Source organism: Streptomyces sp. NPDC007095 (genome assembly GCF_040634475.1).
In the GTDB taxonomy this organism is placed as follows: Bacteria; Actinomycetota; Actinomycetes; order Streptomycetales; family Streptomycetaceae; genus Streptomyces.
Genome location: NZ_JBEYFS010000310.1, coordinates 1 through 10,964, shown reverse-complemented (window position 1 = coordinate 10,964; position 10,964 = coordinate 1). Strand labels below are relative to the sequence as shown.

Here is a 10,964-nt window from a genome sequence, read left to right as displayed (position 1 = left end):
ACCACGGCACACCAACTCGCCGCGATCGCCGGGCACGACCCCACCCTCCCCTAATCCCCACCAAGATCGACGAGTTATTGATCGGCAGGCCCCTGACTCACGCCTGGCCCGCGCAGCCGGACAGAGCAATTCAGCACGCGAAGAGCCCGGTGAACCTACCCTCAGGTTTGGGTGGGCCCATCGGGCTCTCTCGACGCACTACCGGCAGCACTTACCGCTGCACGTAGATCACGTAGATCAGCTGGCTGGTTACAACCAGGAGAAGGTACGGCTCTCCAAGCCGATCGCGGATGACGTGCACCTCATGATGCCTCTGCGGCGAGGCCACCACGTCGGGCCGGCGAGCCGGGACCCCTACGTGGCTGTAGTCGGGACGGGTTTGTCGGGTGCGCGAAGTGACGTACCTCCATCCGCGCGCACACCAATCCAGAGCATCCAATCCGAGAATGAACGGATGCAAAACTACGACGAGACATTCGCCAACCGGAGCGAGAGACTCGCCCGTTGACTTCAGAATCTCGAAGATTGCATGGATAATCCCCACGGCCACTCCTTCGATCACCGACTCCATGCCGGATTTCAAAGAAGGAGCCAGCTCTCAAGAAGTTGGTGACCTTGCGATCACGGTGAGAGTGGCCCAAGTTGCGCTATTCCTAGGGACGAAGTCCCGTCCGGGATGAGACGAAGTCTCACCTCGGTTGATCTTTCGTCTGACGATGAAGACTTGCGGAGGCTAGGCAGCCAAGTCTCAGGGATGTCCGTTGGGATGAGGAAGTCGGCGGCACCTGGTCCCCATAACTCCCCGTCCACGTTGGGGAGTCGACTACCTCGATTCTTCGAGATTGCCACATCGGATATGGGAGTGCCACTCAGGCCGGAGTGATGAACCTCGCCACCAAAAGATCTTGATTACCCGAGGTAACCCTGGGAATCTTCTGCAAGCGGGGTGGACCCCAATCCGGCCTCAGAAGTCCCGACATGGCCGTGACAGCTACCGGCCCAACCGCAGAGCCCGGCCCAGAAAGTTGTTCGCCCGAGTGCCCGGATGCCTGACGTACTTGACATACACCACTTGCCCGTCGACCTCGAACCTGAGCACCCCCTTCGCCCTGCGCGGGCGGATGATGTGCGGGCGGGTGCCCTCAAACACGAACAGCGTGGCGGGGTGGTCGCAGGTGATGACGCCCTGCAGGCCGCGCCGCCCCTCTTCGATGTGCCAGTCGATGTAGTCGCCCATGCTGCCCGGTGCCTGCGCGCGGGCGATGTCCGCCACCCGGCGCGTGCGCTCGGCGAGACGCCGCTCAACGATGCCGCCACGCAACCGCAGCAGCCGAGCGAGCCGGCCCGGATCCAGGCGCACGTCCACGCTCACGACTCGTCACCTGCCGGGCATCCACAGGACGGCAGGGCCACGGTCACTCGCTGCTCGACACCAACGCACTGCCCCTCGGGGCCGAGGACCCGCAACTGCCCCATCATGAATTGCTGGCCGCGCCGCCCTCCCCCCGTGTCCGGGAAGCAGCACATCACCGCGTTGATCACCGACGTGGCGTCCACGTGCACGATCCGCGCCGCCTCCGCCTGCTCCTCACACGACGGCGGGCACCCGTTCTCGGTGAACGTCGGCGCGCACCGCAGCAGCGTGATGACGTACTCGGCGGCCTGCCGCACCGGCAGACAATTCCGGCTCCCGAGGACGTCCTTCGTCTCCGCCGGGAACGCCGACGTCGGGAACAGGCGGTCCAGGTTCACCGTCAGCTGGCCCGGCGTCTGCGCCCCGGAGCAGTCGGACGTGCAGTTGTCCCACGCCGGCTTGCCGGGCACGACGCACGCCACGCACGGACAGCCCGGCTGCCCGTCCACCTTCACGGCCGTCTCCGTCAGAACCGCGCACACGCACGCCAGGAGCTGCTGCGCGATGTCGTCAATGGCGAGCGGACTCAGGGCCATTGCTGCACCCTCGGGGTCTTGAAGTCCGGCGAGTAGACCCGCGACGGCGACGTGAGCCGGTACGGGTTCACGACGCTCAACCACAGGTCGACGAGCGGCAGCCCGGTGCGGCCCTGCTGGTAGATGAGGATCGGGTCCCCGAAGTCCAGCTCCACGCCCTGACGGATGAAGCGGGCCGCGGCTCGCGGGGTGGCCTTGCAACCGCATGACCCGCCGCCGCAGCCCTTGAGGAGATGGCAGGTCAGCTCCGACACCGCGGCGACCGCCGCCTCGTCGACCGGCAGGCCGATCCGGTAGACCACGGTGAACGTGTCGGGCTCGCCGGGCGCGGCCGCCGTGTCCTGGCAGTCCGGCCAGCAGCCGCCGCCGACGCGCACCAGCCGGCCCGCCGCGTCGACGCGGTACTGCTCGGGGGCAAGGACCTGGCCGCCGATGTCGACCGACGTGATGTCGTAGACCGGCCCGGGCAGGTAGACCTCGCACAGCTCGCCGCATGAGCAGTCCGACCGGCAGCCGCACACCGACGCGTTGCGCCACAGGCCGTCTGTGCCGATGTACGGGATCCATAGGCCGGTGCCCGCGCTGGTCTGGAACGAGACGGACGACGAGGACTCCAGACAGGCCCGCCTGCACGGCCGCACGGTGACCGGGCACGGGCCAATCCGGCGGCCGGACAAGGCAAAGAGGATCTGCGAGGCGATGAGCGTCCAGCGCTCCACGTCCTCGGGATCCGCGCCCTCGACGTCACAGCACAACTTCGTTGGCCATGCGTGACACGGGCCTGTCTGGAGTGGCATCAGCGCCCCCGCAGCTCGTAGGTGGAAGGCAACGGGAACCGGGTGCGGATCACGCGGCCGACTTCACCGTTGGCGAAGCTGTCCGGCATCGTCGACAGGAACGGGGAGGAGCGGTCGAACCGGGGCTGACGGTGCATGACCTTCACGTCGTCGATCCGCTCGCCGCCGATCTCGCTCAAGTTCCCGAACATTGTCCGCTTGTGCAGCACGTCCAGGTGGCGGCCCGCTTCCAGGGCGCGCAGCATGCCGGTCTTACTGATTTCGAGCGGCACGTGTAGCTCGTACGACAGCGGGTCGTCGTACCCGTGGTCGGCCAGCAGATCACGCGTCTCCCGCATGCCCCGCAGATACGAGCCGGAGGCCCGGGCCGCGTAGTACGACTCGGTCTCGCGGACGGGCCCCCGGTGCAGTACCGGCATCTCGTCGAGGCGCTCCATGACGAACATGTCGTCGTTGGCGTACAGGAATGTCTCGCTGATCTCCGGGTGCTCACAGGCCGCCCGCACCGCCGCGGTGGTGTTGGCGTACTTTGTGCCCGTCTGTCGGGTCGGGATGAAGCGGACCCCGTCGAGCCAGGACGGCTTGTAGCCGACGATCCACACGTGCCGGTGCGGGAGGTTCTCCTCCCAGCCCCTCAGCGCGTAGCGGAGTTGCTGGTTGGAGGGCCCCTCCCGCACGGGCACGACCAGGTCTGGCGCCTCCATGTCAGGCGCAGAGGACCGGGACGTAGTCGCAGACCGGCGCGGGCGGCGGCACGGAGGTGAGGAAGTAGCGCCGGTGGCAGTTCGACCCGAGCGGGGTGAGTATCTTGCCGCCGGTGCCGGCCGCGTCGATCGGCATGACGTCGTACGGGCCGACGCCCCACCCGCCACCGGTCCGGGTGGCGCCGGTGAGCTGGAGCGTGACCGCCTCGCTGCCGATCTCCAGGTCGCCGAGCAGGCCGTTGGTCACCCAGGGCAGCAGGTAGTAGAGCCACGCCCCGCCCGTCCCCGCGGTCTGACAGACGTCCTCGCCGAGAGCCTCCGCCCAGAACTCCAGCGCGAAGCCGGTGCGGCACTGCACGGAGCAGTCGTCGTAGCCGATGGGCTTGCCGTCGAAGCCGAAGACCACCGGGTTGCCCGTGGTGATCTCAAGGAACTCGGGCGACACCGAGAAGAAATTGACCTCCAGATCGTAGCCGTTGAACGTCGGGCAGCCCTTCTTGAAGCCGCACTGGCGGCCGTTCGCCGCCTTGTACGACACGTCGTCGCCGTCGTCCACGTTCGCGTTCATCGCGATGGACGCCAGGCAATCGAACACGAACCCGTTGTCCTCGCCGCAGACGGGGCGGCCACAGGAGTCGAGTCTCGTCACCCGCACGGTGTCGAGGTTGGCGATCAGGGGGCAACTCACTTGGGCCCTCCAACACAGGGGTTGGTGAGCCCGGCCCACAACCAGCGGCTTCGCTTCAAGATTCTAGCTGTGGCCGGGCTCTGCGTGCCTGGCCACAGCGGATGGGCAGTCAGGCGTCGCGCAGCGTCGCAACACTGGTGCCTTACTGCTCGCCGGACGGCTCCTGCGGCGCCGGGATGGTGATCACCCCGGCCACCTCGCTGTACTCGGCCTCCTCGACCTCCCGATAGCCGTCCGGAATGACCGCGAAGACATCAGCATCGCCGCTCAGCGAGATCCAGCCACCGGCGTCGTTCACGAAGTAGCGCATGGTCCAGGCTCCTTAGCGGGTCATCGCGATCAGGTCGGTGTCCGTGATCCACTGGTTGAACGTGACGGTCCCGGCCGTCACGCGGACCGCCGGGTAGACGCGCACCGAGTAGCCGGTGTGCGGGGGCAGCACGGCCGCCTGCGAAACACCGAACGAGTACCGCTCGTGGCGGGCCGGACCGTTGGCGAGAACGCTGTGCGTCAGCCGCACGGCCAGGCCGCCGCCGTTGATCTGCACGGCGTAACCGAGGTCAAACTGGGCGTTCGCTGGCCGTGAGTTCGACGTGGCCGGTGAACCGCGTGCTGAACGAGATGCCCCGGCAGGCGCTCAGGGAATCCGCGGTGTAGGTGCCCTCGGACCAGGCGGTGGAGTCGACGAGGACGAAGCCGACCGTGACGCCGATGGTCGGCGTGCCGAGTGGGTGGTTCTGCTGGAGGGTGGCGGCCGCCGACGAGTGCTCGGGCGGTGTCCACAGTGCGCCGCTGGTCGGGTCGCACTTGAGCGTCGAGTTCGCGACCGGGTCACAGTTCCAGTCGTCGGTCCACGGCTGCGAGCCGGCGATGGGGAAGGCGGCCAGCGGCGTCGCCGCGGTGCCGTTGCCCTGGAGGCCACAGCCATCCAGCGGCGGGTCGGGCGGCACGAACAGGCCGCCGTCCGTTCCGAATGCGACCTGGTTGCCCGCGTCCGTCGACAGTCGCGCCTCGACCTCGCCAGTGCCCGGGGTGTACGCGGCGCCGTCCCCGGCCGTGATGCACGTCCGGACGTCTGCGCACTCCACGTACAGGCCGTCGGGGTCTTCGTGGAGGAGGTTGGAGCCGCCGCCGGGCGGGGCCGGGTCGAGGATCACGTCGGCGGCCACCTGGTACGGGTCGGCGGCCGTGCCCGTGCCGGTCACCGTGGCGTCCACCGTCGGAGTGCCGGCGGCCTCGAGCGCCGTCGAAGCGGCGGGCGTGTAGAGGCCGCCGTCGCCGCCGAATACCGCGGGTTCTCGGGGCGGCCGTCGGCGGGCAGCCGGTCGGCCCCGGACCGCATCCGCAGCTCAGCGGTCCTGCGCGCGTCCCACAGATGGCGGTGCAGGTCGAGACGGAACCGGCGGCTGGGACGGGGGTGCGGATGCCGGCGGAGACCGGCCTCGAAGTGGGATCGGCCGTGAGATCCGTCGCGGGGTCCGTCGTGCGGTGCGGCCCACAGGGCGAGGCTGATCCGCTGGCCGCCGTCCGCCCAGGCCGGTGGAGTGCGGACCACGAGGTGCACCGGACCTACGCCGTCACGGCCTTGGGCGTCGTACCGAGCCAGGGCGATGGTCAGCCCCGGGCGCAGCAACCCGTGCGGAGCGATCCTCGGCATGTGCCAGCGCAGCAGGTCGGGAGCCAGATGGCGGAGATCGGCCCGGACCCGAGCGGCGAGGTCGTGGCCGTAAGCACGCGCCACGGAACGCAGGTTGAGATCGACATCGATGCCTGCGGCGGCGCACGCCCCCGCCCAGTCCCCGGCACGGCGGCGGGCGGTCGCAGTCTCGATCATGGCGGGCGGCACGGCGAACTCTCGCACGGGCAGCCAGAAGGAAAGGCGGGAATCCCCATTCGCGGTCTGAGTGAGCATCAGCACTCACCTTGCGCGGATGGGACCCCCGTTCTGCCGACAGAGTGAGTCATCATCGCGGGGAGCCTAGCGCTCCTGACCGTGATCTGTCAGATGTTTTCGCCTGGCACCTCCTGGTGAGCGAGCGCCTGGCGTTGCGCAGTGAGGGGTTCCGTCGGGTTGCGCAGCCCCTCCGCGGCGTCCGAGACACGCTGGATGAGGTCGAAGAAGACGGTCTGCTCCTCGGCGGAGAGCGGGGCCAGGAAGACCTGGTTCATACGCGCCGTACGCACGGTCAGCTTGCGGTGTGTACGCGTCCCCTCGTCGGTGAGGCGCAGCAGGAAGCGCCGGCCGTCCTGCGGATCGCGCACCTTGTCGAGCAGGCCCCGGCGACCGAGCCGGCTGATCACCTCGGCGATGGTCGACCGGTCCAGGCCCACCCGCTCCCCCACCGTGCGCTGATCCAGTCCCGGCTCCGCGACCAGCGCGTTCAGGACTGCGAACTGCGGAGAGGTGATCCCCTCGGAAACCATCGTGTTCCACAGCAGATAGTGGGCCTGCTGGAGTCGCCGGGCGAGGTGCCCGGGGTGGGTGGTGAGGTCCACCGCGGCCATGTGCGCTCCCCCTGGGTGAGTCCGTCATTTCGTTGGTGCACTGAACGATACCGCGCATCACACGGATGCGTACCAGCGTGTTCATGGTCGCCCACCCGCCAGTCCCCTGGAAGTCTTGACGACTCGGGCCGCTGATGGCAGCGTGAGTGAAACCTCGCAGGAATAATCAGTGCCCTGAGTAATTGAGGGACTGGAAGCTTGGAAGAGATGGGGCTTCACGGATGGACAAGGTGGTCGCCACAGCCTTGGAGGCGGTGGCCGATGTGCCGGACGGCGCGACCCTCGCGGTCGGCGGTTTCGGCCTGAGCGGTGTACCGAACGTGCTGATCGAGGCGCTGTACGAGCGCGGGGTCGGCGGCCTGGGCGTGGTCTCCAACAACTGCGGGGCGATGGAGTCCGGGCTCGCGGTGCTGCTGTCCGCCGGGCGGATCGCGCGGGTGACCGGCTCCTACATCGGGGCGAACAAGGAGTTCGCGCGGCAGTATCTGGCGGGTGAGCTGGAGGTGGAGATGATCCCGCAGGGCACGCTCGCGGAGCGGTTGCGGGCGGGCGGTGCGGGGATCCCCGCCTTCTACACCCCGGCCGGGGTCGGCACCCAGGTCGCGGACGGCGGCCTGCCCTGGCGCTACGACGGCTCGGGCGGGGTGGCGCTGGCGTCGCCTCCGAAGGAGGTGCGTGAGTTCGACGGCACCGAGTACGTGCTGGAGCGCGGTATCCGCACCGACTTCGCGCTGGTCCGGGCGGCGAAGGGCGACCGGCACGGGAACCTGGTGTTCAGCAAGTCCACCCGGAACTTCAACCCCCTCGCGGCGATGGCGGGCAGGGTGACGATCGCCGAGGTGGAGGAGCTGGTCGAGCCCGGCGGGATCGACCCGGACGCGGTGCATCTGCCGGGGGTCTTCGTGCAGCGGGTCGTCGCGCTGACTCCGGAGCAGGCCGCCGCGAAGATGATCGAGAAGAGGACGGTGAGCGGCTGATGGCGTGGACACGCGAGGAGATGGCGGCCCGTGCGGCACGCGAACTCCAGGACGGCCAGTACGTCAATCTCGGAATCGGACTGCCGACGCTGATCCCCAACCACCTCCCGGCCGGCGTCGAGGTGATCCTCGAGTCGGAGAACGGGATCCTCGGTACCGGCCCCTACCCCGCCGAGGACCAGGTCGACCCGGACCTCATCAACGCCGGCAAGGAGACCGTGACGGTCCTTCCTGGCGCCTCCTTCTTCGACTCGGCGCTGTCGTTCTCGATGATCCGGGGCGGGCACATCGACGTGGCCGTGCTCGGCGCGATGCAGGTGTCCGCGGGCGGCGACCTGGCGAACTGGGCCGTACCGGGGAAGATGATCACCGGGATCGGCGGGGCGATGGACCTGGTCCACGGTGCCCGCACCGTCATCGTCGTCATGACCCACACCGCCAAGGACGGCACCGCGAAGATCCTTCAGGAGTGCGCGCTGCCGCTCACCGGCAAGGCGTGCGTCAACCGGATCATCACCGACCTCGGCGTCCTCGACGTCACCGACGAGGGGCTGGTGCTCATCGAGGCCGCGCCCGGCGTCACGGTCGGGGAGATCGTGGCCAAGACCGCCGCCAAGCTGACCGTCGCGGAGGGCCTGCAGTGAACACCGTGTACATCGTCGACGCCGTACGGACCCCGATCGGCCGCTACAACGGCGCCCTGGCGAGCGTGCGCCCGGACGACCTGGCCGCCCACGCCATCCGTGAACTCCTGGCCCGGACCCCGGACTTGGACCCGTCCCGGATCGAGGACGTGTACTTCGGCAACGCCAACGGCGCCGGTGAGGAGAACCGCAACGTCGCCCGCATGGCCGCGCTGCTCGCGGGCCTGCCCACCTCGGTGCCCGGGGTGAGCGTCAACCGGCTGTGCGCCTCCGGACTCGAAGCCGTCATCCAGGCCGCCCGTGCCATCGCGGTCGGGGATGCCCACATCGCCGTGGCCGGTGGTGTGGAGTCGATGACCCGCGCGCCGTACGTCCTGCCCAAGAGTGACCGGCCCTTCCCCGCCGGACACACCGAGCTGTACTCCACGACCCTCGGCTGGCGCATGGTCAACCCGAGGATGGACCCCCGGTGGACCATCCCCCTCGGCGAGTCCGCCGAACTCATCGCAGACAAACACAAGATCGGCCGCGAGCAGCAGGACGAATACGCCCTAGGCAGCCACCGCAAGGCGGCGAAGGCCCAGCAGGAGGGCCTGTTCGACCGCGAGATCACCCCCGTGCCGGTCCCCCAGCGCAAGGGCGACCCGGTCGTCTTCACCGCCGACGAATCCGTCCGCCCCGACGCCTCCCCCACCGCCATGGCCAGGCTCAAGCCGTCCTTCCGCACCACCGACGGCACCGTCACCGCGGGCAACGCCTCCCCCCTCAACGACGGCGCCGCCGCCCTCCTCCTGACCGATGAGGAAGGCCTCGAAGCCACCGGCCGTGAGCCCCTCGCCCGCATCCGAGCCACCGGCGTCTCCGCGACCGACCCCCAGTACTTCGGACTCGCCCCCGTCGAAGCCGTCACCCGTGCCCTGGCCAAAGCCGGCAAGACCTTCGCGGACCTGTCCGTCCTCGAACTGAACGAGGCCTTCGCCGCCCAGGTCCTCGGCTGCCTCGCCGAATGGCCCGAGTTCGACCCCGCGATCCTCAACCCCCAGGGCGGCGCGATCGCCCTCGGCCACCCTCTGGGCGCATCCGGCGCCCGCCTCGCCGGCACCGTCGCCCACCAGCTCGCCCGTCAGGGCACCGGCACCGGCGTCGCCACCCTCTGCATCGGCGTCGGCCAGGGCCTCGCCCTCGTCCTCGAACGATAGGAAGTCGACCATGGCCCTCACCCAGTCGGACATCGACGTCGAGATCAAGGATCTCCAGGACGCGTACGACAAGGCGGTCGCCGGCGGAGCGCCGGTTCGAAACCACCCTTCGCGCGACTACCCCCCGTACCGCAGCTCCCTGCTGCGCCACCCCAAGCAGCCGCTGGTCGCCGTCGACGGCGGCGACCCGGAGACGGTCGAGCTGTCGGGTCCGGTGTTCGGCGTCACCGACATCACCGAGCACGACAGCGACCTGACCATCCAGCACCGGGGCGAGCCGATCGGCGAGCGCATGACCGTCTCGGGCCGGTTGCTCGACCGCGACGGGCGTCCCGTGCGCGGTCAGCTCATCGAGATCTGGCAGGCCAACGCCGCCGGTCGTTACGCCCATCTGCGCGAGCAGCACCCGGCGCCGCTGGACCCCAACTTCACCGGTGTCGGGCGCACTCTGACGGACGATCAGGGCCGGTACAGGTTCACCACGATCAAGCCGGGCCCCTACCCGTGGGGTAACCACACGAACGCGTGGCGGCCCGCGCACATCCACTTCTCGGTCTTCGGTACGGCGTTCACCCAGCGGCTGATCACCCAGATGTACTTCCCGAGCGACCCGCTGTTCCGCTACGACCCGATCCTGCAGTCCGTGACGGACCGGGCGGCGCGCGACCGTCTGATCGCCGCCTACCGGCACGATCTCTCCCAGCCCGAGTTCTCCATGGGCTACGAGTGGGACATCGTCCTCGACGGCCCCTCCGCCACCTGGATCGAGGAAGGTCGTTGACCATGACCGAGCGGTTGCTCCCCACCCCGTCCCACACCATCGGACCCTTCTACGGCCACGCGCTGCCCTTTCCCGACGGCGGTCAGGTCGCGCCGCAGGGCCACCCCGAGGCGATCACCCTGCACGGGTACGTGCTCGACGGCGCGGGCAAGGTGATCCCGGACGCCCTCCTGGACTTCTGGCAGGCGGCGCCCGACGGCTCCCTCAAGGGTGCACCCGGCTCGATGCGCCGCGACCCGTCGACGGGCGGCTTCCTCGGCCGGAACGGCGTCGGCTTCACGGGCTTCGGCCGGGTCGCCACGGACGCCGACGGTCAGTACGCGCTGCACACCCTGCCGCCGGGCAATGCCGGACTTCCGTACATCAGCGTGTGTGTGTTCGCGCGTGGTCTGGTGCACCACCTCTTCACCCGCGCATACCTCGCCGACGGAGCCGACCCGCTGCTCGACTCGCTCCCGGCCGACCGGCGCGCCACGCTGATCGCGGCCGAGGGCGCGAACCGGACGTACCGTTTCGACATCCGCCTTCAGGGCGAAGGCGAAACGGTCTTCCTGGAGTTCCAGTGACAGCTGCCGGCCCGGTCCGTTCCGAGTCCGACGCCGACGCCGGGCTGCTCGCCCCCGGGTGGGCGGGCTCCCCCGCGGCGTCCGTGACCCGCAAGGCCCCGTTCACCGCCCTGGACTACCTGTGCGCCCGCGCGATCACAGCGAACTGGCTCC

Annotated in this window: 14 protein-coding genes and 1 pseudogene; 5 read left to right on the top strand and 10 right to left on the bottom strand. The window is 69.3% G+C overall.

The genetic code is table 11. The features are described from left to right. Positions 1-991: 991 nt before the first annotated feature. The 10 genes and pseudogenes from ABZ656_RS52510 to ABZ656_RS52465 all read right to left on the bottom strand — a co-directional run bounded on the left by ABZ656_RS52510 (position 992) and on the right by ABZ656_RS52465 (position 6,644). A complete protein-coding gene (locus ABZ656_RS52510) occupies positions 992-1,372 on the bottom strand; it encodes a hypothetical protein (RefSeq protein WP_360279089.1) in 381 nt (126 codons plus the stop codon). Continuing rightward, on the bottom strand, positions 1,369-1,950 hold the full coding sequence (locus ABZ656_RS52505; RefSeq protein ID WP_360279086.1) for a hypothetical protein: 582 nt from the start codon (positions 1,948-1,950) through the stop codon (positions 1,369-1,371). Before ABZ656_RS52505 ends, ABZ656_RS52510 begins: the two co-directional genes overlap by 4 nt. After that, positions 1,941-2,705 (bottom strand): hypothetical protein, encoded by a 765-nt coding sequence (locus tag ABZ656_RS52500; RefSeq protein ID WP_360279083.1) that lies wholly within the window; start codon positions 2,703-2,705, stop codon positions 1,941-1,943. Before ABZ656_RS52500 ends, ABZ656_RS52505 begins: the two co-directional genes overlap by 10 nt. 41 nt (positions 2,706-2,746) lie before the next feature. Then, complete coding sequence (locus ABZ656_RS52495) at positions 2,747-3,451, bottom strand: hypothetical protein (RefSeq protein ID WP_360279080.1); 705 nt, start codon at positions 3,449-3,451, stop codon at positions 2,747-2,749. Between the two features lies 1 nt (position 3,452). Then, positions 3,453-4,139, bottom strand: a complete 687-nt coding sequence (locus tag ABZ656_RS52490; protein WP_360279077.1) for a hypothetical protein — start codon at positions 4,137-4,139, stop codon at positions 3,453-3,455. Between the two features lie 142 nt (positions 4,140-4,281). Then, a complete protein-coding gene (locus ABZ656_RS52485) occupies positions 4,282-4,449 on the bottom strand; it encodes a hypothetical protein (protein WP_360279074.1) in 168 nt (55 codons plus the stop codon). Between the two features lie 12 nt (positions 4,450-4,461). Continuing rightward, complete coding sequence (locus ABZ656_RS52480) at positions 4,462-4,686, bottom strand: hypothetical protein (protein ID WP_360279071.1); 225 nt, start codon at positions 4,684-4,686, stop codon at positions 4,462-4,464. A 13-nt stretch (positions 4,687-4,699) separates the two neighbouring features. Then, entirely contained in the window at positions 4,700-5,356 is a 657-nt protein-coding gene (locus tag ABZ656_RS52475; RefSeq protein WP_360279068.1) for a hypothetical protein, read from the bottom strand. A gap of 92 nt (positions 5,357-5,448) precedes the next feature. After that, positions 5,449-6,051: pseudogene (locus ABZ656_RS52470) on the bottom strand (hypothetical protein); the annotation flags it as partial. 89 nt (positions 6,052-6,140) lie between these two features. Next, complete coding sequence (locus ABZ656_RS52465) at positions 6,141-6,644, bottom strand: MarR family transcriptional regulator (protein WP_101402109.1); 504 nt, start codon at positions 6,642-6,644, stop codon at positions 6,141-6,143. A gap of 221 nt (positions 6,645-6,865) precedes the next feature. Here ABZ656_RS52465 and ABZ656_RS52460 point away from each other — a divergent pair, with 221 nt between their 5' ends. Genes ABZ656_RS52460 through pcaG form a run of 5 tightly spaced genes read left to right on the top strand, consistent with a single transcriptional unit; the run spans position 6,866 to position 10,811 of the window. Then, positions 6,866-7,621 carry a CoA transferase subunit A gene (locus tag ABZ656_RS52460; RefSeq protein ID WP_360279065.1) on the top strand — a complete coding sequence of 252 codons (756 nt, stop codon included), beginning with the start codon at positions 6,866-6,868 and terminating at the stop codon, positions 7,619-7,621. After that, on the top strand, positions 7,621-8,265 hold the full coding sequence (locus tag ABZ656_RS52455) for a CoA transferase subunit B (protein WP_101402107.1): 645 nt from the start codon (positions 7,621-7,623) through the stop codon (positions 8,263-8,265). Before ABZ656_RS52460 ends, ABZ656_RS52455 begins: the two co-directional genes overlap by 1 nt. Further along, complete coding sequence (locus ABZ656_RS52450; protein WP_360279062.1) at positions 8,262-9,464, top strand: thiolase family protein; 1,203 nt, start codon at positions 8,262-8,264, stop codon at positions 9,462-9,464. Before ABZ656_RS52455 ends, ABZ656_RS52450 begins: the two co-directional genes overlap by 4 nt. Positions 9,465-9,474: 10 nt before the next feature. Then, positions 9,475-10,245 carry a protocatechuate 3,4-dioxygenase subunit beta gene (pcaH, locus tag ABZ656_RS52445; protein ID WP_101402105.1) on the top strand — a complete coding sequence of 257 codons (771 nt, stop codon included), beginning with the start codon at positions 9,475-9,477 and terminating at the stop codon, positions 10,243-10,245. A 2-nt stretch (positions 10,246-10,247) separates the two neighbouring features. Then, on the top strand, positions 10,248-10,811 hold the full coding sequence (pcaG, locus tag ABZ656_RS52440) for a protocatechuate 3,4-dioxygenase subunit alpha (protein ID WP_360279059.1): 564 nt from the start codon (positions 10,248-10,250) through the stop codon (positions 10,809-10,811). Positions 10,812-10,964: the final 153 nt, after the last annotated feature.

Bases quoted from the DNA above. Each gene is read 5' to 3' on its own strand.
- ABZ656_RS52465 (WP_101402109.1), bottom strand. From the start codon at position 6,644: ATGGCCGCGGTGGACCTCACCACCCACCCCGGGCACCTCGCCCGGCGA.
- pcaG (WP_360279059.1), top strand. From the start codon at position 10,248: ATGACCGAGCGGTTGCTCCCCACCCCGTCCCACACCATCGGACCCTTC.
- ABZ656_RS52505 (WP_360279086.1), bottom strand. From the start codon at position 1,950: ATGGCCCTGAGTCCGCTCGCCATTGACGACATCGCGCAGCAGCTCCTG.
- ABZ656_RS52495 (WP_360279080.1), bottom strand. From the start codon at position 3,451: ATGGAGGCGCCAGACCTGGTCGTGCCCGTGCGGGAGGGGCCCTCCAAC.
- ABZ656_RS52455 (WP_101402107.1), top strand. From the start codon at position 7,621: ATGGCGTGGACACGCGAGGAGATGGCGGCCCGTGCGGCACGCGAACTC.
- ABZ656_RS52485 (WP_360279074.1), bottom strand. From the start codon at position 4,449: ATGCGCTACTTCGTGAACGACGCCGGTGGCTGGATCTCGCTGAGCGGC.
- ABZ656_RS52460 (WP_360279065.1), top strand. From the start codon at position 6,866: ATGGACAAGGTGGTCGCCACAGCCTTGGAGGCGGTGGCCGATGTGCCG.
- pcaH (WP_101402105.1), top strand. From the start codon at position 9,475: ATGGCCCTCACCCAGTCGGACATCGACGTCGAGATCAAGGATCTCCAG.